The 19502-nt window shown below is 59.1% G+C and carries 17 protein-coding genes and 2 tRNA genes; 12 read left to right on the top strand and 7 right to left on the bottom strand.

What is annotated here, in order from left to right; genetic code table 11:
• Nucleotides 1-5: 5 nt before the first annotated feature.
• Nucleotides 6-1124, top strand: a complete 1119-nt coding sequence (locus tag ACZ9IM_RS04820; RefSeq protein WP_427625773.1) for a succinylglutamate desuccinylase/aspartoacylase family protein — start codon at nucleotides 6-8, stop codon at nucleotides 1122-1124.
• 13 nt (nucleotides 1125-1137) lie between these two features.
• Complete coding sequence (locus tag ACZ9IM_RS04815; RefSeq protein WP_427625774.1) at nucleotides 1138-1902, top strand: ABC transporter ATP-binding protein; 765 nt, start codon at nucleotides 1138-1140, stop codon at nucleotides 1900-1902.
• A gap of 63 nt (nucleotides 1903-1965) precedes the next feature.
• On the opposite strand, the gene ACZ9IM_RS04810 is transcribed toward ACZ9IM_RS04815, so the two are convergent.
• Together ACZ9IM_RS04810 and dcd are read right to left on the bottom strand one after the other, a co-directional pair.
• Nucleotides 1966-2175, bottom strand: a complete 210-nt coding sequence (locus ACZ9IM_RS04810) for a hypothetical protein (RefSeq protein ID WP_427625775.1) — start codon at nucleotides 2173-2175, stop codon at nucleotides 1966-1968.
• Between the two features lie 107 nt (nucleotides 2176-2282).
• Entirely contained in the window at nucleotides 2283-2849 is a 567-nt protein-coding gene (gene dcd / locus ACZ9IM_RS04805) for a dCTP deaminase (protein ID WP_008030058.1), read from the bottom strand.
• 354 nt (nucleotides 2850-3203) lie between these two features.
• On the opposite strand from dcd, the gene ACZ9IM_RS04800 reads away from it, so the two are divergent.
• The gene (locus ACZ9IM_RS04800; protein WP_002554837.1) at nucleotides 3204-3413 is read left to right on the top strand and encodes a cold-shock protein; all 210 of its coding nucleotides are present in this window, start codon (nucleotides 3204-3206) and stop codon (nucleotides 3411-3413) included.
• 109 nt (nucleotides 3414-3522) lie between these two features.
• Here ACZ9IM_RS04800 and ACZ9IM_RS04795 read toward each other — a convergent pair whose 3' ends face one another.
• Nucleotides 3523-4530 carry a DUF481 domain-containing protein gene (locus tag ACZ9IM_RS04795; RefSeq protein WP_427625776.1) on the bottom strand — a complete coding sequence of 336 codons (1008 nt, stop codon included), beginning with the start codon at nucleotides 4528-4530 and terminating at the stop codon, nucleotides 3523-3525.
• Nucleotides 4531-4697: 167 nt separating this feature from the next.
• Between ACZ9IM_RS04795 and ACZ9IM_RS04790 the strand changes: the two genes are divergently transcribed.
• From ACZ9IM_RS04790 to ACZ9IM_RS04775, 4 genes are all read left to right on the top strand, one after another.
• Nucleotides 4698-5051 carry an MGMT family protein gene (locus ACZ9IM_RS04790; RefSeq protein WP_007940587.1) on the top strand — a complete coding sequence of 118 codons (354 nt, stop codon included), beginning with the start codon at nucleotides 4698-4700 and terminating at the stop codon, nucleotides 5049-5051.
• Between the two features lie 44 nt (nucleotides 5052-5095).
• The gene (locus ACZ9IM_RS04785; RefSeq protein WP_427625777.1) at nucleotides 5096-6655 is read left to right on the top strand and encodes an AmpG family muropeptide MFS transporter; all 1560 of its coding nucleotides are present in this window, start codon (nucleotides 5096-5098) and stop codon (nucleotides 6653-6655) included.
• A 141-nt stretch (nucleotides 6656-6796) separates the two neighbouring features.
• Nucleotides 6797-8512 carry a proline--tRNA ligase gene (locus tag ACZ9IM_RS04780; protein WP_123360588.1) on the top strand — a complete coding sequence of 572 codons (1716 nt, stop codon included), beginning with the start codon at nucleotides 6797-6799 and terminating at the stop codon, nucleotides 8510-8512.
• Between the two features lie 17 nt (nucleotides 8513-8529).
• The gene (locus ACZ9IM_RS04775; RefSeq protein WP_008072742.1) at nucleotides 8530-9483 is read left to right on the top strand and encodes a hypothetical protein; all 954 of its coding nucleotides are present in this window, start codon (nucleotides 8530-8532) and stop codon (nucleotides 9481-9483) included.
• A gap of 116 nt (nucleotides 9484-9599) precedes the next feature.
• On the opposite strand, the gene dinB is transcribed toward ACZ9IM_RS04775, so the two are convergent.
• Nucleotides 9600-10661: a DNA polymerase IV gene (gene dinB, locus ACZ9IM_RS04770; protein ID WP_476223462.1), complete on the bottom strand. Its 1062-nt coding sequence runs from the start codon at nucleotides 10659-10661 to the stop codon at nucleotides 9600-9602.
• 300 nt (nucleotides 10662-10961) lie between these two features.
• On the opposite strand from dinB, the gene ACZ9IM_RS04765 reads away from it, so the two are divergent.
• The 4 genes from ACZ9IM_RS04765 to ACZ9IM_RS04750 all read left to right on the top strand — a co-directional run bounded on the left by ACZ9IM_RS04765 (nucleotide 10962) and on the right by ACZ9IM_RS04750 (nucleotide 15550).
• Nucleotides 10962-11038 (top strand) — tRNA-Met (locus tag ACZ9IM_RS04765).
• 220 nt (nucleotides 11039-11258) lie between these two features.
• Nucleotides 11259-11335 (top strand) — tRNA-Met (locus ACZ9IM_RS04760).
• Nucleotides 11336-11612: 277 nt separating this feature from the next.
• Nucleotides 11613-14255, top strand: coding sequence for a bifunctional lysylphosphatidylglycerol flippase/synthetase MprF (mprF, locus tag ACZ9IM_RS04755; RefSeq protein ID WP_427626088.1), 2643 nt, complete (start codon nucleotides 11613-11615; stop codon nucleotides 14253-14255).
• Nucleotides 14255-15550: a virulence factor family protein gene (locus tag ACZ9IM_RS04750; protein ID WP_427626089.1), complete on the top strand. Its 1296-nt coding sequence runs from the start codon at nucleotides 14255-14257 to the stop codon at nucleotides 15548-15550. The genes mprF and ACZ9IM_RS04750 overlap by 1 nt, the downstream gene beginning before the upstream one ends.
• Before the next feature lie 204 nt (nucleotides 15551-15754).
• Here ACZ9IM_RS04750 and ACZ9IM_RS04745 read toward each other — a convergent pair whose 3' ends face one another.
• On the bottom strand, nucleotides 15755-16042 hold the full coding sequence (locus ACZ9IM_RS04745) for a type II toxin-antitoxin system RelE family toxin (protein ID WP_123360592.1): 288 nt from the start codon (nucleotides 16040-16042) through the stop codon (nucleotides 15755-15757).
• Nucleotides 16043-16053: 11 nt separating this feature from the next.
• On the bottom strand, nucleotides 16054-16344 hold the full coding sequence (locus tag ACZ9IM_RS04740) for a Phd-YefM (RefSeq protein WP_008010129.1): 291 nt from the start codon (nucleotides 16342-16344) through the stop codon (nucleotides 16054-16056).
• 515 nt (nucleotides 16345-16859) lie between these two features.
• Here ACZ9IM_RS04740 and ACZ9IM_RS04735 point away from each other — a divergent pair.
• Nucleotides 16860-17186, top strand: coding sequence for a DUF3077 domain-containing protein (locus tag ACZ9IM_RS04735; protein ID WP_476223461.1), 327 nt, complete (start codon nucleotides 16860-16862; stop codon nucleotides 17184-17186).
• 242 nt (nucleotides 17187-17428) lie between these two features.
• Here ACZ9IM_RS04735 and ACZ9IM_RS04730 read toward each other — a convergent pair whose 3' ends face one another.
• Complete coding sequence (locus tag ACZ9IM_RS04730) at nucleotides 17429-19330, bottom strand: potassium transporter Kup (RefSeq protein WP_476223460.1); 1902 nt, start codon at nucleotides 19328-19330, stop codon at nucleotides 17429-17431.
• Between the last annotated feature and the right edge of the window lie 172 nt (nucleotides 19331-19502).

Below are 19502 nucleotides of genomic sequence, written 5' to 3'. Positions count from 1 at the left end.
CGTACATGCGCCACCAGATTCATGACCTGCTGGCCCCGCTGCCGGGGACCGTGCGACAGATTCACAGTTTCCACTTCGGCCCGTCGTCGGCCAAAGGCAAGATTTACATTCAGTCCTCCCTGCATGCCGATGAATTGCCCGGCATGTTGGTGGCCTGGCACCTCAAGCAGCGTCTGGCGGAGCTGGAAGCCGCCGGCCGGCTGCGCAGCGAAATCGTGCTGGTGCCCGTGGCCAACCCGGTCGGCCTGGAACAAGTGTTGATGGACGTTCCACTGGGCCGCTACGAGCTGGAAAGCGGGCAGAACTTCAATCGCTGGTTCGTCGACTTGAGTGAAGAAGTCGGCAACGAGATCGAAGGCCTGCTCGGCGACGATCCACAACGCAACCTCGAATTGATCCGCGACAGCCTGCGCAAGGCGTTGGCGCGGCAGACCGCAGGCACTCAACTGCAATCCCAGCGCCTGACCCTGCAACGGCTGGCCTGCGATGCGGACATGGTGCTGGACCTGCATTGCGATTTCGAAGCCGTGGCGCACCTTTACACCACGCCCGAGGCCTGGCCCAGGGTCGAGCCACTGGCGCGCTACATCGGTTCTGAAGCCAGTCTGCTGGCTACCGATTCGGGTGGCCAATCGTTCGATGAATGCTTCACCCTGCTCTGGTGGCAGTTGAAAGAGCGCTTCGGCGAGCAGTTCGAGATTCCGCTGGGCAGTTTTTCAGTCACTGTCGAATTACGCGGCCAGGGTGACGTCAATCACCCGCTGGCCAGCCTCGACAGCCAGGCGCTGATCGATTATCTGATTCATTTCGGCGCGATTGCCGGTGAGCCGGCGCCATTACCGGAACTGCCCTACCCGGCGACACCGCTGGCCGGCGTCGAACCGGTGGCTACACCGGTGGGCGGGCTGCTGGTGTTCACGGCTCTGCCCGGGGAATACCTGGAAGCCGGGCAACTGATCGCCGAAGTCATCGACCCGATCAATGATCGCGTCACCCCTGTTCATTGCACCGCCGCCGGCCTGATGTACGCCCGTTCGCTGCGGCGCATGGCCACTGCCGGCATGGTGATCGCCCACGTCGCGGGCACCGAAGCCTATCGCAGCGGCTATCTACTTTCGCCTTGAGGATGCATGCCCCATGTACAAACTGACCATTGAAGGCCTGCATAAAAGCTATGGCGATCATAAGGTGCTCAAAGGCGTTTCGCTCAAGGCCAAAACCGGCGACGTCATCAGCCTGATCGGCGCCAGCGGCTCGGGCAAAAGCACCTTTTTGCGCTGCATCAACTTTCTCGAACAACCCGACGACGGCACCATGAGCCTGGACGACCAGAACATCCGCATGGTCAAGGATCGCCATGGCATCCACGTGGCCGACGCCGATGAGCTGCAACGGATTCGCACCCGGCTGGCCATGGTGTTCCAGCACTTCAACCTGTGGAGCCACATGACGGTGCTGGAAAACATCACCATGGCCCCGCGCCGGGTCCTGGGTTGCAGCAAGCAAGAAGCCGAAGACCGTGCCCGACGTTACCTCGACAAGGTTGGCCTGGCGGCGCGCGTAGCGGATCAGTACCCGGCGTTCCTGTCGGGCGGCCAGCAACAACGGGTAGCCATTGCCCGCGCACTGGCCATGGAACCGGAAGTCATGCTGTTCGACGAACCGACCTCGGCGCTCGACCCGGAACTGGTGGGCGAAGTGCTCAAGGTCATCCAGGGCCTGGCCGAAGAAGGCCGGACCATGATCATGGTCACCCACGAAATGAGCTTCGCCCGCAAGGTATCGAGCCAGGTGCTGTTCCTGCACCAGGGGCTGGTGGAAGAAGAAGGTGCGCCGGAGGATGTACTGGGTAATCCGAAGAGTGAGCGGTTGAAGCAGTTCCTCAGCGGCAACCTGAAGTAAAAATCGCAGGTTTCGCCCACTGCTACGGATCACCGTAGCAGCCTTCGGCAGCTCCTACAGGTATCAGACAACAGGCGCGGGAGGCGGCTCATCCGGCAGGGTGGGCTCTCCGGGTTCTGTCGGTTGTTCGTTGGGGGTATCGGGATCAGGCTGGCCGGGGATGCCCCCTGCCGTGCTGACTGGTGGATGTGCCAACAAGGACCAGGCCAGCATGCCAACCTGATTGGGCTCAAGCCTTGCCAGTTCGGCACTTATTCGCGGATCGATCTTCATGAAGCACTCCTGAGCGATGGCCCGATCCGCCTTGCGCGAATCGGAGCAGTACACTCCATAGAGTGTACGCCCGCTCAGGAATTCCAACGGTTTGTCAGACGGCTGACTCAGGTACGCGGCAGGGTCACGCCACGCTGTCCCTGGTACTTGCCGCCACGGTCCTTGTAGGAGACTTCGCACTCTTCGTCCGACTCAAGGAACAACATCTGCGCCACGCCTTCGTTCGCGTAGATTTTCGCCGGCAGATTGGTGGTGTTGGAGAACTCCAGGGTCACGTGACCTTCCCACTCAGGCTCGAGCGGCGTGACGTTGACGATGATGCCGCAACGCGCGTAGGTGCTTTTACCCAGGCAAATGGTCAATACGTTACGCGGGATGCGGAAGTATTCGACGGTGCTGGCCAGAGCGAAGGAGTTCGGCGGAATGATGCACACGTCGCTGTGGATGTCGACGAAGCTGCCAGCATCGAAGTTTTTCGGGTCGACGATCGCCGAATTGATGTTGGTAAACACCTTGAAGTGATTGGTGCAACGCACATCGTAGCCGTAGCTGGACACGCCGTAGGAGATCACACGGCTATCGTCGCTACCGCGCACCTGGCGCTCGACGAAAGGCTCGATCATGCCCTGTTCCTGCGCCATGCGGCGAATCCACTTGTCCGATTTGATGCTCATGGCGGGTGTCCTGAATAGCGAGGTGGAAAAATTCTGTCCGGCATCTTACCGGGCAGGCGCGCCGGGTTCAAAGTCCGGGAGACAATTCTCGCCAATCGCCCGTGAATCCCGGGTCTTCACCGCCATTCAATGCACCGTCAGTCATGAAAACAGAGAAACCTTCGCAAGAAACATTGGCACGTTCCGGAAAAAGGGTTAAGGTGGCGCCACTGTGCTGCTTGTGTCACTGAGAATCTCTACACGATATGTTGAATTTCGATCCAACCATCTACAAGAATTTTTCCTGCTCTTTGCACTCAGTCTCGGCCAGGGTTCTTCCTGCGTCGCAGTTATCTTTGTTCAAGGAGTTACACCATGTCTAATCGCCAAACCGGTACCGTTAAGTGGTTCAACGATGAAAAAGGCTTCGGCTTCATCACTCCACAATCCGGTGACGACCTGTTCGTTCACTTCAAAGCTATCCAATCCGACGGCTTCAAAAGCCTGAAAGAAGGCCAACAGGTTTCTTTCATCGCTACCCGCGGTCAGAAAGGCATGCAAGCTGAAGAAGTTCAAGTTATCTAACTTGTACTTGCTTTAGTAAAAAGCCCCGCCCTTAAAAGCGGGGCTTTTTTGTGCCTGTGTGTTTTGCAGGCAAAAAAAATCGCAGCCCATGGCTGCGATTTTTTGCGTCTTACCAGGCCACGCCAAACCCAGCGGTGTAGCGGGTCTTGTCCAAATCAGCATCGTCGGTGCCGCTAATGATGTCTCTCTCGGCCTTCAGGTTAAGCGATGCCCATTCGGTCACCTTGTAGCGCAAGCCCATCTCGGCATCGAGCGCGTAGTCGGCCACGCCCGACAACGGCTTGCCCACTTCGCCATTGGTGAAGAACTCCACCTTCTTGCCGATCAGGTAGCGGTTGTAATCCCACTTCATCGCCAGGGAGTAGAAGTTTTCCTTGCTGCCATCGCTGAACTCATAGTCCGTGCGGTTGACCAGCGAGCCCAGCGAGAATGCGCCCAGCTCATCGTCCCAGAATTGGTAACCGGGGCCGGTACCGACTGTGCGCTGGCGGGCCAGTTCTTCGACCTTGTCGCGCTTATAGACCGCGCGCCCTTGCCAGAACCATTTTTCGGTCAGGAAGCGGTCGAGCGAGTATTCGCCCCGCCAGTTGTCGGTAGTGACCACGTCATCCTGAAATTCGCGGTTGTACTCACCTTCTGCGGTGTGTCGCCATCTGCCATGACGCGCAGTGGTCTTGAAGTCGATATCGTAATCGTCGGTGTCTTTCTCGGCCCGCTGATAATCCAGCGCTGCATCGATATTACCCTTCCACACCAAATCCTCGACGACAGGCTTGGGCTTGAGAATCTGCTGGATGCTTGCCAGCTCCACAGTCTTGGGGCCATCGCCGTTGGCCAGGGTGACCTTGCCGTCTTCTGCTGCATGCAGCGCCTTGGCCTTTTCACCGGTGTAGGCATCCTGCTTGACCAGCAACTGCTGATCACTTTCCAGGGTTTTGACCTGCTTCCAATCGATCGGGACCGCGCCAGCGTACTCGGTCTGAATCAGCAGCTTACCGCCATCGAAGACGGTGATTTTGCCGCTCAATTTGTCACCGTTTTTCAACCAGACGGTATCGGCGAGCAAGGGAGTGGAAGCACTGGCGACAGCGAGGCACAGCAAGGTTCTGGACAACATAAGCGAATCGAAGGCTCAACTTTGCGAAAAAAAGTCGGCATTATCCTTACGAATAAGGCCATGACAAGGACTGACCCGACTTTTTCTATTGAGTTCATTTCTCAATAGGCGATCCTGGATTTACTCTACAGACGGTCAATTGCGCATTTTTTCAGGAAGCCCGGGACGTGACCGACTCAACCGCTGAAACCGAAAGCGCAGCGCAAATCCGACGCACGGCGCTCTACCTGACCCTGGCGCAAGTGCCCGAGGGCAAAGTCGTGAGTTACGGCCAGCTCGCCGAGCTAGCCGGACTGGGTCGTGCTGCCCGCTGGGTCGGGCGAACACTGAGCCAATTGCCCGGTGACACCAAACTTCCCTGGCACCGGGTACTGGGTGCCGGCGGTCGGATCAGCCTGCCTGTGGGCAGCCCTTCGGGGGATGAACAACGGGCCCGATTGCGCATGGAAGGCATCAGTGTCCTGAACAATCGTGTTGATATTCAGCGCCATGGGTGGCGCCCGGTAGAGCACAGCGGTTAGAGTGCGCGCTTTGTTTCCGTAATCCTTGAGGCAGACTCCAGCCCATGCCCCGTAAAACCTGGCGCGCCGCGCTCGCCGCCTATGCCAGCCCCTCGACGCTCGTGCTGTTGCTGCTTGGTTTCGCCGCCGGCTTGCCCTACATGCTGGTGTTTTCGACGCTTTCAGTCTGGCTGCGCGAGGCCGGTGTTGCCCGCGAAACCATCGGCTATGCAAGCCTGATCGGCCTGGCCTACGCCTTTAAATGGGTCTGGTCCCCGCTGCTCGACCAATGGCGCCTGCCACTTCTTGGCAAGCTTGGTCGACGACGCTCCTGGCTGGTCCTGGCCCAGGCACTCGTAATCCTGGGCCTGATCGGCATGGGATTCTGCGACCCGCAAAAGCACCTGTCCTGGTTGATCGCGATCGCCGTGGTCGTCGCCTTCGCCTCGGCGACGCAAGACATCGCCGTCGACGCTTATCGCCTGGAAATCGCCGACGAAACCCGCCAAGCTGCGCTGGCGGCCAGTTACATGGCCGGTTATCGGGTCGCGGCCCTGCTGGCGACTGCCGGCGCACTGTTCTTCGCCGAAGGCTTCGGCTCCACCGGTTTCAACTATAAGCATGCGGCGTGGACCGGCACCTACGTGCTGTTCGGCGTCTTGATGGTCCCGGCGCTGCTGACCACCCTGTTCATGCGCGAACCGCCGGTACCTCTGCGTACTCAATTACAGGCCGGACGCTACAGCTTTGTGCACCAATTGGCGTCGGTGTTCGTGCTGATCGTGCTGCTGGTGTCCGTACCGGCCATGTTCACCCAGCTCTACAACACTGACTTCGCCAGCGTACTGTTCAACGGCGTCAGCGTACTGGACCTGCTGCTCGAAGACCGTGCGTTCCTGCGGGCGATTCTCTATATCACGCTTACCGGCCTGTGCCTGTCGGCCATGGGCCGCCGTGGCCTGGCCCCGGTGCTGACACCGGTCAACGACTTCATCCTGCGTTACCGCTGGCAAGCCCTGCTGCTGCTCGGGCTGATCGCCACCTATCGGATGTCCGATACGGTCATGGGCGTGATGGCCAACGTGTTCTACATCGACCAGGGGTTCACCAAGGATCAGATTGCCAGCGTCAGCAAGATATTCGGCCTGATCATGACGCTGGTCGGCGCCGGCATGGGCGGCCTGCTGATCGTGCGCTTCGGCATTCTGCCTATCCTGTTCATTGGCGGCGTTGCATCGGCCGGTACCAACCTGCTGTTCCTGATGCTCACAGATATGGGTGCCGATCTGCAGATGCTGATTGTCACTATTTCACTGGATAACTTCAGCTCGGGCCTGGCGACTTCGGCATTTGTCGCTTACCTGTCGAGCCTGACCAATCTCAAGTTCTCCGCCACCCAGTACGCCCTGCTCAGCTCGATCATGCTCCTGCTGCCCCGCCTCATCGGCGGCTACTCAGGGGTTATGGTGGAAAAATTCGGCTATCACAACTTCTTCCTGATCACTGCCCTGCTGGGTGTTCCGACTCTCCTGTTGATCGCGCTGCACTGGTTCCAGGAAAACCGCCGAGCCGGTCCGACACCGACGCCGGAACCGGTGCAGTCCCAGGTCGCGGAAGAGTCGTAGGCACTTAAGCCAGAAGTGTCGCAGAGGGCGGGCAGATTCTCGCCCTCTGCGACACTGCCGGCCGCACTCCTGTACGCCAGCTGATCTCGCCCGTACAATGTTCCGTCATTTCTCGTCATCAGCAACCGACAACGGCCAACCATGCGCACCAGTCAATTTTTGCTCGCCACACAGAAAGAAACGCCTTCCGACGCGGTTGTCATCAGCCATCAGCTGATGCTGCGCGCCGGCATGATCCGCAAACTCGCCTCGGGCCTGTACACCTGGCTGCCCATGGGCTTGCGAGTGATGCGCAAGGTTGAAGCCATCGTGCGTGAAGAAATGAACGCCGCCGGCTCTCTCGAAGTGTTGATGCCGAGCACTCAACCGGCTGAGCTGTGGCAGGAATCCGGTCGCTGGGAAGAATACGGTCCTGAATTGCTGCGCTTCAAGGATCGCCACGGTCGCGACTTCTGTGCCGGCCCGACTCACGAAGAAGTCATCACCGACCTGATGCGTAACGAGCTGAGCAGCTATAAACAGCTGCCGATCAACCTGTATCAGATCCAGACCAAATTCCGTGACGAAATCCGCCCACGCTTCGGTTTGATGCGCGGCCGCGAATTCATCATGAAGGATGCCTATTCGTTCCACGCTGATCAGCCTTCGCTGCAGATCACCTACGACCGCATGCATCAGGCGTACTGCAACGTGTTCACCCGCCTGGGCCTGAAATTCCGTCCGGTTGAAGCCGACAACGGCTCGATCGGTGGCGCCGGCTCCCACGAGTTCCACGTGCTGGCCGAATCCGGCGAAGACGACATCGTCTTCAGCAACGGTTCCGACTACGCAGCGAACATCGAAAAGGCCGAAGCCGTACCGCGCGAAACCTCTCGTGCCGCGCCTACCGAAGAGCTGCGCCTGGTCGACACGCCGAACGCCAAGACCATTGCGCAACTGGTCGAAGGCTTCAATCTGCCGATCGAAAAGACCATCAAGACTCTCGTGGTACACGCTGAAGAACAAGGCAAACTGATTGCCCTGATCATCCGCGGCGACCACGAGCTGAACGAAATCAAGGCCGCCAACCAGCCTGGCGTTGCCAGCCCGCTGGTCATGGCTTCCGAAGCTGAACTGCGCGACGCCATCGGCGCCGGCGCCGGTTCCCTTGGCCCGTTGAACCTGCCACTGCCAATCATCATCGATCGCTCCGTCGAGCTGATGAGCGATTTCGGCATCGGCGCGAACATCGACGACAAGCACTACTTCGGCGTGAACTGGGAACGTGATCTGCCGGTTCCGACCGTCGCCGACCTGCGTAATGTCGTGGCCGGTGATCCGAGCCCTGACGGCAAAGGCACCCTGGAAATCAAGCGCGGCATCGAAGTCGGGCACATCTTCCAGCTGGGCAACAAGTACAGCAAAGCGATGAAGTGCGAAGTGCTGGGCGAGAACGGCAAGCCGGTCACCCTGGAAATGGGCTGCTATGGCATTGGCGTATCTCGTGTAGTGGCGGCCGCCATCGAACAGAACAACGACGAGAACGGGATTATCTGGAGCGACGCCCTGGCCCCGTTCCAGGTTGCTCTGGTACCGCTGCGCTACGAAACCGAGCAGGTTCGCGAAGCTACCGACAAGCTCTACGCAGAACTGACTGCCGCTGGCTTCGAAGTGCTGCTGGACGACCGCGACAAGAAAACCAGCCCGGGTATCAAGTTCGCGGACATGGAGCTGATTGGCATTCCACACCGGATCGTGGTCAGTGACCGCGGCCTCGCCGACGGCAATCTGGAATACAAGAGCCGTACAGAGGCCGAGGCGCAAGCGCTGCCGGTCGCTGACGTGCTGTCTTTCCTCCAGGCCCGTATCCGCCGCTGACACCAGATAGAGACGTCATGTTCAAGCGAAACACCTTAGGCCTCGGTAGCGCCGCCCTGTGCGGCGCGCTGCTGGTCAGCGGCTGTGCCAATCAGATGTCACAACGCAACGAGCACGAGGAGCGGGTCGAGCGCAAATTGCTTGATCACAGCCTGCAGATCGATGTCGGCGAGCCCAAGGTGCTTGAGCTGCCACAACGTCGGGTGAAAATCCACGAGCAGAAGACTTTCGAAGTCACCGAGTTCGAAGTCACGCGTCACTACGATCGCTACACGCCTTACCAACCCTGGAGGGAGGTCTATGAGATCCCGCTGGGCGCGGTGGCCGTGGTGGCCGGTGTCGGTGCGAACGTGGTCAACGTGTTCGCCCTCGGCAATCTGCCGGACAGCGTGACGAAGGACTGGCTCAGCTATGGTTTCGCCGGGCTCAACCCGTTCATGAACGCGCAGTCTCATGGTCGGGCACAACAGAACCTGGCGGGCATCGACGAAGTCCAGCGCGACAAGCGCACGGAGTACTCGAGCCTGCCGTGGAGCGAGCGCCCGGTGCAGGTCAAGGCGGCCAAGAACACCTTCGAACTGACCACCGATCGTAACGGCGTGTTGCGCCTGAACCTGCTGGACAGCCCGTTCGCCGAACATGACCTCAATCATCTGGGCAAACTGCAGATCAGTGTCGAGGACAACAAGGACGATGTGCACACCGACTCGTCCCTGGCGATCAGCAGCAACTTGCGCGGCAAGCTGCTCGAAGCGCATGGGTTGATTTACGATGACCTCGAAGACGACGAAGTGAGCCAGTGGGTACACCGGGTCAAACGTCTGTCGGAACTGGGGCTGGAAGAAGAAGCCAGCGAGCTGGAACAGAGCCTGATCGAACTGACCCGCAACGATCCCGAGTTGCAGGCCGAATTCCTCAAGTCATTGACCAAGGATGCCGGGCGACTGGTGGCGGATCCGGGACCGAATTAAACCCTTAAAGCATCGCGAGCAGGCTCGCTCCCACAGTTGACCGAGTTGTTCAGACGAACGCGGTCTAATGTGGGAGCGAGCCTGCTCGCGATGAGGCCCTTAAATTCACCCCTGAACTACCGCTCAAACAACTCCATCTGCTCAAACCCGCCCCGCAAATCCTCCAGCCTCACCCCAATCCCCAACAACCGCACCGGTTTCCCGCCACGGTTAAAGGCCTGGGTCAGCAGCAACTGATAACTCCCCAGATCCCGCCCAGCCCCGGCCTGCTCCAAAGTAGTCTGGGTAAAGTCATGAAATTTCACTTTGACGAACGGCTTGCCCGGCCGATAACTGCTGTCGATCCTTGCCATGCGGCCATTCAGGGAGTCCAGCAACTCGGGCAATTTATCCAGGCAACTCACCAGATCCGGCAGGTCCGTGTCGTAGGTATTTTCGACGCTGATCGACTGCCGCCGACTGTCGTTATGCACCAACCGCTCATCGATCCCACGGGCGAGGCCCCAGAGTCGCTCGCCGAAGCTGCCGAATTCGCGCACCAGCGCCAACTTGTCCCATTCGCGCAAATGCGAGCAATCGACGATGCCGAGCCTGCCGAGTTTGTCGGCGGTCACTTTGCCAACGCCGTGCAGCTTGCTCACTGGCAAACCACTGACGAAGTCTTCCACCTGATCCGGCGTGATCACGAACAGGCCGTTAGGCTTCTTCCAGTCGCTGGCGATTTTGGCGAGAAACTTGTTCGGCGCCACGCCGGCCGACACGGTGATGTGCAACTGGTTGGAGACACGGCGGCGAATGTCCTGGGCGATTCGCGTGGCGCTGCCGCCAAAACGCGCGCTGTCCGACACGTCGAGGTAGGCCTCATCCAGGGAAAGCGGCTCGATCAGGTCGGTGTAATCGCGAAAGATCGTATGAATTTCCTTCGACGCTTCTCTATAGGCATCCATGCGCGGCTTGACGATGGTCAGGTCCGGACAGAGTTTCAAGGCATGTCCGGAAGACATGGCCGAGCGAACGCCATAAGCCCGCGCTTCATAGTTACAGGTGGCAATCACCCCACGCCGATCCGCCGAGCCGCCCACCGCCAATGGCTTACCGGCCAGGCGCGGGTCGTCACGCATCTCGATAGCGGCGTAGAAACAGTCACAATCGACGTGGATGATTTTTCGCTGCGTCATATAAAAGCAGTGTTCATGGCGAAGAAATGAGGTGTGGGTGAGTCATATCGGCAGTATCTCACTGACACCTGTATATAGCACCAGTACTCTGAATGTTCTTTTTCCTTTGTAGGAAAAGCACACAGGAATTTATTTTCTCAATCGAAAGAGCCCTCTCAATAGAGCCACAAGCCTTGCCCTGCCTGCGTTTCAGACCGGTCAGCCGTTGCTTTTTTCACCTAAGCGCTTGAACAGGAACAGGTTTTACCGAGATTGAAGGTTGACAGCCCTGCGATCCTCTGTAGAATGCCGACACACAGACGCGGGATGGAGCAGTCTGGTAGCTCGTCGGGCTCATAACCCGAAGGTCGTCGGTTCAAATCCGGCTCCCGCAACCAAACATCAAAAAAGGCTACTCGAAAGAGTGGCCTTTTTTGTGCGCGTCTGTTTTATGAAAATCGGCGGTCTATGCCTTTCGGCACAGAAACAAGAAATCGTTCTGATTCCGAAACTTAGGTCTCCCCTGCGACCGTTCACCGTCGTTTTACACTTATTTGAGCCATACTGGGATTAACGGTTGACACTCCGGCGTTCGCCTGTAGAATGCCGCCACACAGACGCGGGATGGAGCAGTCTGGTAGCTCGTCGGGCTCATAACCCGAAGGTCGTCGGTTCAAATCCGGCTCCCGCAACCAAACATCAAAAAAGGCTACTCGAAAGAGTGGCCTTTTTTGTATCTGTTGAAAAAGTCCTTTCGCAACAATGATCTGTCACTGTGCAGTGAGCCGTTCGGGATCGCCGGACTGTGAGTTCAGTCCAGGCTGAACCACAGGCAGAACCCTCTACGACTGATAACGCGCCATCGCCCACATCTGGTGAGAGGCGTTAATATTTGTGATTATTTTTTTCCACAGGGATTGGTAACTTGGCTGGATACCTCCATCCTGTCGCGCACAATCCAAGAGGTGATTGATGCGCGCCAACTCGTCTGATCCACAAGACACCGTCACAGCGACACAACCGATCAAAGCCGAGCGCCTGCGCTTGCTGGATCGAATCAGCAAATATCGCCAACCCATCGGTCTGGCGGTCACTTTGCTGTTGTTCGCCATTGCGCTGATTGCCTGTCGTCACCTGCTGAGCGAACTCGATCTGTACGCGCTGCATGACTCAATCCTGGAAGTGCCGAAACCGGCCTTGCTGGGCGCGCTCGCCGCGACTGTCATCGGCTTCATCATTCTGCTGGGTTACGAATGGTCGGCCAGCCGTTATGCCGGCGTGACGCTGGCGCCGCGAATACTGGCATTGGGCGGCTTCACCGCATTTGCCATTGGCAATGCCATCGGCCTTTCGCTGTTGTCGGGAGGCTCGGTTCGCTACCGTTTATATGCACGGCATGGTGTGGGGGCTTCGGAAGTCGCGCACATGACTTTGTTTGCCAGCCTCTCACTCGGCTGCGCCCTTCCGCCCCTGGCCGCCCTCGCCACCCTCAGCAACCTGTCCGCTGCTTCCGTGGCCCTGGGTTTTTCCGAGACATTGCTGGGTGCGATTGCAGTGGCCGTGCTGCTGCTCTCAACAGTACTGGCCATCGGCATCTATCGCCGTCGCTTGCCTGAACAGCCTTATCCCGACAACCTGCTGGTCAAGGTCGGTCGCCGCACCTTGCGCCTGCCGGGTCGCCGCCTGACGTTCCTGCAATTGGTCATCACCGCTCTGGACGTGGCCGCCGCCGCGACGGTGCTCTACCTGTTGCTGCCGGAAGCACCGCCCTTTGGTGCCTTCCTGCTGGTCTATCTATTGGCCCTGGCCGCTGGCGTGCTCAGCCATGTACCGGGTGGTGTCGGGGTGTTCGAAGCGATTTTGCTCGCCGCCTTCGCCGACAAGCTCGGCGCCGCACCACTGGCCGCCGCCCTGTTGCTCTACCGCCTGATCTACGTGGTGTTGCCGCTGCTGGTGGCTTGCGTACTGCTGCTGATCAACGAAGGCCAGCGCCTGTTTCAGACGCGCCAGTCGTTGCGTGCTGCATCTGGCATGGCCGCACCGATTCTGGCGGTGCTGGTGTTCCTGTCCGGCGTGGTGCTGCTGTTTTCCGGCGTGACGCCGGAGATCGATACCCGCCTTGAACACATCGGTTTTCTGATACCACATCGACTGGTCGACGCTTCGCACTTCGGCGCCAGCCTGGTGGGCGTGCTCTGCCTGCTGCTGGCTCAGGGGCTGCGTCGCCGCCTGTCAGCCGCGTGGATGCTGACCACTATTCTGTTGTTGGTCGGCGCCCTGCTCTCACTGCTTAAAGGGTTCGACTGGGAAGAGGCTTGCCTGATGACCCTGACGGCGAGTTTGCTGGGGGTTTTCCGGCGCTCGTTCTATCGCCCCAGCCGCCTGACCGAAGTGCCGTTTTCGCCGCTGTATCTGGTGGCCAGCCTCTGCGTACTCGGCGCATCGATCTGGTTGCTGCTGTTCGCCTATCAGGATGTTCCGTACAGCCATCAACTCTGGTGGCAGTTCACCCTCGACGCCGATGCCCCGCGAGGCCTGCGCTCGCTGCTCGGCGCCGCGGTCCTGCTGGTGGTGGTGTCCCTGACCTGGCTGCTGCGCACCGCGCGCCCGGTGATCCATCTGCCAACGCCCGATGAACTGGACCGCGCGGTAAAGATTCTCATGGCCTCGGCCCAACCGGATGGCGGCCTGGCCCTGACCGGTGACAAGGCGCTGCTGTTTCATCCCAACGACGAGGCGTTTCTGATGTACGCCCGCCGTGGCCGCAGCCTGGTGGCGTTGTATGACCCGATCGGCCCGACCCAGCAACGGGCGGAAATGATCTGGCAGTTCCGCGACCTCTGCGATATCCACCACGCCCGCCCTGTGTTCTATCAAGTGCGCGCGGAGAATCTGCCGTATTACATGGACATCGGCCTGACCGCGATCAAGCTCGGCGAAGAAGCCCGGGTTGACCTCAAGCGTTTCGATCTCGAGGCCAAAGGCAAAGAGATGAAGGACCTGCGCTACACCTGGAACCGCGGCACCCGTGACGGCCTGTCACTGGAGATCCATGAGCCGGGGCAAGCGCCGATGGATGAGCTCAAGGTGATTTCGGACGCCTGGCTGACCGGCAAGAACGTGCGCGAGAAAGGCTTCTCGCTCGGGCGTTTCAGTGATGACTACCTCAAACACTTCCGTGTCGCGGTGATTCGTTTCGAAGGGCGCCCGGTGGCGTTCGCCAACCTGCTCGAGACCTACGGCCATGAACTGGCCAGCCTCGACCTGATGCGCGCACACCCCGACGCCCCCAAGCTGACCATGGAGTTCATGATGGTCGGCCTGATTCAACATTATAAAAATCATGGATACGCGCGCTTCAGCTTGGGCATGGTGCCGTTGTCGGGGTTACAACCCCGGCGCGGCGCACCACTGACCCAGCGCCTGGGCTCGATGGTATTCCGCCGTGGTGAGCAGCTGTACAACTTCCAAGGTTTGCGCCGCTTCAAAGACAAGTTCCAGCCCGACTGGGAACCCCGTTATATGGCTGTGCCCGCCGGACTCGATCCGCTGGTTGCCCTGGCCGACACTGCCGCCCTGATTGCAGGCGGCTTGACTGGATTGGTGAAACGCTGATGATTCAACGCTCCCTGCGGTACGTACTGGCCACACTGGTAGTGCTGGCCCTGATTGTCGGTGGCGGTTACTGGTACCTGAAACGCCCGGCACCAGAACCGACCCTCGAACTGCTTACGCCGGCCGATGGCGCCGCGATGACCCGCGTCATCCCCGGCAACACGCCGCGCGCCCAGGTGCTGGTGGCAGTCAATGAAGACCAGAAGCTCAGCGACAAACAATTGCTGACCCTGAGCCGCAGCGGCTCAGCGCAGATCGTCCAGGTGATCCTGCCCAAGGACTGCATCCAGCAAGGTCGCGCCTTGCAAGCAGGCCTCAAGCAACTCAAAGGCCCGGCAACCCTGGTCAGCGGCATCGGCCCTGGCGCCGTGCTGGCGTGGCGCTGGCTGGCCGAACAGAAGGACGACAAGGCCCAGGCCATTTCGGTTGACCTGGCCCTGGAAAAACCCGGCTGCACGCACCTGCTGCCAAAAATTGCCGCTCACGGTCACTGGCTGGTGGCCTGGAACGACAACCCGGACGATACCAGCGCCGGCTTCGTGCGTGACCAGCCCAACGCCGAAACCAGCATCAGCGACTACGACATCAACCTGCCGCAAGTGCTGAACAACGAACTGCGCAAAATCCTCGTCGGCGGCGATAAAGCTGCTGGTGGCCTGCAGATCCCGGTGGTCGAAGTCCCGGCCGGTCAAGCCAAGGACACCGTCACCCTGTTCCTTTCCGGCGACGGCGGCTGGCGCGACCTGGACCGTGATGTAGCCGGCGAAATGGCCAAGATCGGCTACCCGGTGGTCGGCATCGACACCCTGCGCTACTACTGGCAGCACAAGAGCCCGGAACAAAGCGCGCTGGACCTGACCGAACTGATGCAGCACTACCGGCAGAAATGGGGCACCAAGCGCTTCATCCTGACCGGCTACTCGTTCGGCGCCGACGTACTGCCCGCCATCTACAACCGCCTGCCGGAAGCCGAACAACAGCGCGTCGACGCAATCATCCTGCTGGCCTTCGCCCGCACCGGCAGCTTCGAAATCGAAGTCGAAGGCTGGCTCGGCAACGCCGGCAAAGAAGCCGCCACCGGCCCGGAAATGGCCAAGCTACCGCCTGCAAAAGTGGTGTGCATCTACGGTGAAGAAGAAGTCGACGAGAGCGGCTGCACCGACAAGACCGCCGTGGGCGAAGCGATGAAACTGCCTGGCGGCCATCACTTCGACGAGAACTACCCGGCTTTGGCCCAGCGGTTGGTGGATGCTATCGAGAAGCGTCAAGCGAAGGAGACGGCCGCTCAGGAGTGAGCTGAGCCGCGCTCACGAAAAAGCCCCCGCTGCCTTATGGTTGCGGGGGCTTTTTTCATTCTCACAGACGCCACAGATCCCTTGTGGGAGCGAGCCTGCTCGCGATGCGGCCGTCACCTTCAACATGTGCGTTGGCTGACACTCCCCAATCGCGAGCAGGCTCGCTCCCACAGGGGATAACCTCTAACTGCAAGAATTTCGTCGTTAGAGACGGCGCTCTGCCGCGTCGTAAACCTCTTCATCTCGTCGCGCACCGACGGCGACGATCAAAACCTGGATAGCCTGTCCATCGACTCGATAAACAATCCGCGTGTCACCTGTGCGGATCCGTCTGCAACCTGCAAGACTGGCTCTTAGAGGCTTGCCGCTCTTGTCCGGCTCGCCGTTGATGATCCGCTCTTCGATAACATCAAGAATGCGATTCGCCGCCACAGCTCCCAGCAGATCCAGATCCTTCTGGACCTCCGGATGATAGATAACGCCCCAAACCATCCACAGCTCCTTTAGTCTTTCCTGGCGTACCGCGCCCGCATATCGTCGTGGCTGATGGCCTTGGCCTGATCAAAACCGATCAATCGCTCCCGAGCCGCTGCTTCAACCCGAAGGTCCTCAAGTTCGTCGAGCATTTCCTGATACGCATCGACATTGATAATGACCGCCGCCGGCTGATTATCCTTGAAAATGACCAGCCGCTCAGTGGCTCGGCTGGAAATCTCTTTTAGCCTCGCGCTGAACCCCCTGACCATTGCCGTCACAGAAATCGCTTGGTCAGCACGCTCCAGTAATGCCGTCATACTCACCTCTCTACACATTCATGCAAATTTGAACACACATTTCTACGCAGAGTATCGCGTCGAATTATACATACAGCAAGCTGCAAAAAACGCGAATCTACCAACCTGCGTTTTTCCATGCCTACAAAAAATGAGCCGAACGACTTGTGAATTCTTTCGCCACGTTTAGTTTCGTTTACTTAAGGTATCGCAATATCGGATGACGCCCGCAGACCCTGTAGGCAAACTCCTAATCGTCCTTTTTGGGCTCTTTGATGCCTTGTTGCGCTTTTCTTCGACGGGATACTCTCCGGACGTCGCTGACCTTTCAGCGATCGGGCTTGGAAACCCGTCGGATACTAGCCGCAACAGCGCCCCGTCATGATTGCATGCGTTTTGTGATCATGAGTTATGGCAGCTGTGCGTGGGACGTCCTCGGGCGTGCCGGTTCCTAGTTCCCGGTTTTCCAACCTGCGTACAGCTGTCACCCATTCGCTTGGAAACGAATGTGTCAGCTCCTCGACTAGGATTTTGATATGACTAAAATAGATTCATCCGCGATTTCAGAACTAAAAACCATAGGCTACACCCCACTCATCTACTGCTCGGATCAGGCGCTACTCAACGTCCGCGCCGGCGTCCCCATCGTTGATGCCTTGTCGCAAGCCTCCGACCTGCTGTTCCTCGCCAAATCATTTACCGAGGATGCAGCCTATATAAAAGACACCGACCGCCACGCCTGGGCCGCGCATTACCTGACGGCAATGAGTAAGGCAGTGATTGATGATGTGGTGAAGGTGCTGACACCGCGACCTGCCCGGACAAAGGCTGAATCTGAAGAAGAGCTACCTGAAAGCCAGTAAAGGCGCCAACACCGCAGATCCCTTGTGGGAGCGAGCTGTGGCGAGGGGGCTTGCCCCCGTTTGAGTGCGTAGCACTCACCAAATTTTTGGTACATCAGAGATTTGGGGACTGCTTCGCAGCCCAACGGGGGCAAGCCCCCTCGCCACAGCTCGCTCCCACAGGGGATTGTCAGTGGACTCAAGTCATCGGACACAAAAAAGCCCCCGCTACCTTCATGGCAACGGGGGCTTTTCGTTGTGGCTTACATCTCGACCTGTGTACCCAGCTCAATCACCCGGTTCAACGGCAAATTGAAGAACCGCAGATTACCGTTGGCATTCTTCAACATGAAGGCGAACAACGTCTCGCGCCAGCGGGCCATGCCTTCGAGTTTGGAGGCAATAACCGTCTCGCGGCTGAGGAAGTAGGTAGTGCGCATCGGGCTGAAATTCAGGTCATCCAGATGGCACAGTTTCAAGGCCTCAGGCACGTCCGGCTCGTCGGTGAAGCCGAAGTGCAGGATCACCCGGAAGAACCCTTCGCCATAGGAATCGACCGCGAAACGCCGTTGCGGCGGGACGCGCGGGATGTCTTCGTACACCACTGTCAGCAACACTACTTGCTCGTGCAGCACCTGGTTATGCAGCAGGTTGTGCAACAGCGCGTGAGGCACGGCGTCCGGACGGGCGGAGAGGAACACCGCCGTGCCCTGGACCCGATGCGGCGGTTGCACGCGGATGCTGCTGATGAAGATCGGCAGCGGCAACCCGCCCTCGTCCATTCGCTCCACCAGCAGTTGCTTGCCGCGTTTCCAGGTGGTCATCAACACGAACAGCACGATACCGGCAATCACCGGGAACGCACCGCCCTGAATGATTTTCGGCACGTTGGCGGCGAAGTACAGACCGTCTACCAACAGGAAACCCAGCAACACCGGAACAGCGAGGATCGGTGGCCACTTCCACAGCAGCAGCATCACCGCCGACACCAGGATGGTGGTCATCAGCATCGTGCCAGTCACCGCCACGCCGTAGGCCGAAGCCAACGCGCCGGAGGACTCGAAGCCCAGCACCAGCAGGATCACGCCAACCATCAGCGCCCAATTCACCGCGCCAATGTAGATCTGGCCTTGCTCGGCACTGGACGTGTGCTGGATGTGCATGCGCGGAATGTAGCCGAGCTGGATCGCCTGACGAGTCAGGGAGAACGCACCAGAAATCACCGCCTGAGAGGCAATTACCGTGGCCAGGGTCGACAACCCCACCAACGGAATCAGCGCCCAGCTTGGTGCCAACAAGTAGAAAGGGTTACGGGCGGCTTCCGGATCACCGAGCAGCAACGCGCCCTGACCGAAGTAGTTCAGCACCAAGGCCGGCAGCACCAGAATGAACCAGGCCCGGGCGATCGGCTTGCGACCGAAGTGGCCCATGTCGGCGTACAACGCCTCGGCACCGGTCAATGCCAGCACCACAGCGCCAAGAATCGCGATCCCCATGCCCGGGTGGACCATGAAGAAGCGCACGCCCCACACCGGATTCATCGCCTGCAACACTTCCGGATGCTGACTGATGCCATACACGCCCAGCGCGCCCAGCACCAGAAACCAGGTGACCATGATTGGCCCGAACAGAATGCCGATCCGCGCCGTACCGTGACGCTGAATCAGGAACAATGCCACCAGCACGATCAACGACAGCGGCACCACCCAATGGTCGATGCCCTCGAATGCCAGCCCAAGGCCTTCAATCGCCGAGAGGACGGAAATCGCCGGGGTGATCATGCTGTCGCCATAGAACAGCGCCGCGCCGATCAGCCCGCAGACCACCAGCAAGGTACGCAACTTCGCATGCCCCGCCGCTGCCCGCCGCGCCAGCGCGGTCAAAGCCATGATTCCGCCCTCACCCTGGTTGTCGGCACGCAGCACGAACATCATGTATTTGATCGAGACGACCCAGATCAGCGACCAGAAGATCAGCGCCAGAATGCCCAGCACGCCGTCATGGTTGACCGGCACGCCATAGCCACCGGAAAACACTTCTTTGAGGGTGTACAGCGGGCTCGTGCCGATATCGCCATAAACTACCCCGACTGCTGCGACCAGCATGCCGATCGGCTTCGCCGCCGAATGCTCGTTGGCCGCCACCTGACTACTTGCCTGCCCCATCCAAAAACTCCTACTGCTCAGACTCGGACTTCTTATAAAAAGCACTATGCTTTGTGGCGCAGCATGCGCTGTTTTACGTGTTGTTACAGACGTTTTATTGACTATAGAAAATCGGTAAAGCGTAACGGCGCGAAGCATAGCGCAGCACTCGTCGTATTTCCCTGCATAAAGC

Source organism: Pseudomonas sp. TE12508, from assembly GCF_056279485.1.
Note: the sequence above shows the minus strand (reverse complement) of the source record. Positions and strands in the feature narration are given on the sequence as shown.

What these genes read in the sequence shown, in the direction of transcription:
- ACZ9IM_RS04750 (WP_427626089.1), top strand. Translation starts at nt 14,255, where the DNA reads ATGATTCAACGCTCCCTGCGGTACGTACTGGCCACACTGGTAGTGCTG.
- dinB (WP_476223462.1), bottom strand. Translation starts at nt 10,661, where the DNA reads ATGACGCAGCGAAAAATCATCCACGTCGATTGTGACTGTTTCTACGCC.
- ACZ9IM_RS04740 (WP_008010129.1), bottom strand. Translation starts at nt 16,344, where the DNA reads ATGACGGCATTACTGGAGCGTGCTGACCAAGCGATTTCTGTGACGGCA.
- ACZ9IM_RS04800 (WP_002554837.1), top strand. Translation starts at nt 3,204, where the DNA reads ATGTCTAATCGCCAAACCGGTACCGTTAAGTGGTTCAACGATGAAAAA.
- ACZ9IM_RS04780 (WP_123360588.1), top strand. Translation starts at nt 6,797, where the DNA reads ATGCGCACCAGTCAATTTTTGCTCGCCACACAGAAAGAAACGCCTTCC.
- dcd (WP_008030058.1), bottom strand. Translation starts at nt 2,849, where the DNA reads ATGAGCATCAAATCGGACAAGTGGATTCGCCGCATGGCGCAGGAACAG.
- ACZ9IM_RS04745 (WP_123360592.1), bottom strand. Translation starts at nt 16,042, where the DNA reads ATGGTTTGGGGCGTTATCTATCATCCGGAGGTCCAGAAGGATCTGGAT.
- ACZ9IM_RS04815 (WP_427625774.1), top strand. Translation starts at nt 1,138, where the DNA reads ATGTACAAACTGACCATTGAAGGCCTGCATAAAAGCTATGGCGATCAT.
- ACZ9IM_RS04785 (WP_427625777.1), top strand. Translation starts at nt 5,096, where the DNA reads ATGCCCCGTAAAACCTGGCGCGCCGCGCTCGCCGCCTATGCCAGCCCC.
- mprF (WP_427626088.1), top strand. Translation starts at nt 11,613, where the DNA reads ATGCGCGCCAACTCGTCTGATCCACAAGACACCGTCACAGCGACACAA.
- ACZ9IM_RS04775 (WP_008072742.1), top strand. Translation starts at nt 8,530, where the DNA reads ATGTTCAAGCGAAACACCTTAGGCCTCGGTAGCGCCGCCCTGTGCGGC.
- ACZ9IM_RS04730 (WP_476223460.1), bottom strand. Translation starts at nt 19,330, where the DNA reads ATGGGGCAGGCAAGTAGTCAGGTGGCGGCCAACGAGCATTCGGCGGCG.
- ACZ9IM_RS04820 (WP_427625773.1), top strand. Translation starts at nt 6, where the DNA reads ATGCGCCACCAGATTCATGACCTGCTGGCCCCGCTGCCGGGGACCGTG.
- ACZ9IM_RS04735 (WP_476223461.1), top strand. Translation starts at nt 16,860, where the DNA reads ATGACTAAAATAGATTCATCCGCGATTTCAGAACTAAAAACCATAGGC.
- ACZ9IM_RS04795 (WP_427625776.1), bottom strand. Translation starts at nt 4,530, where the DNA reads ATGTTGTCCAGAACCTTGCTGTGCCTCGCTGTCGCCAGTGCTTCCACT.
- ACZ9IM_RS04810 (WP_427625775.1), bottom strand. Translation starts at nt 2,175, where the DNA reads ATGAAGATCGATCCGCGAATAAGTGCCGAACTGGCAAGGCTTGAGCCC.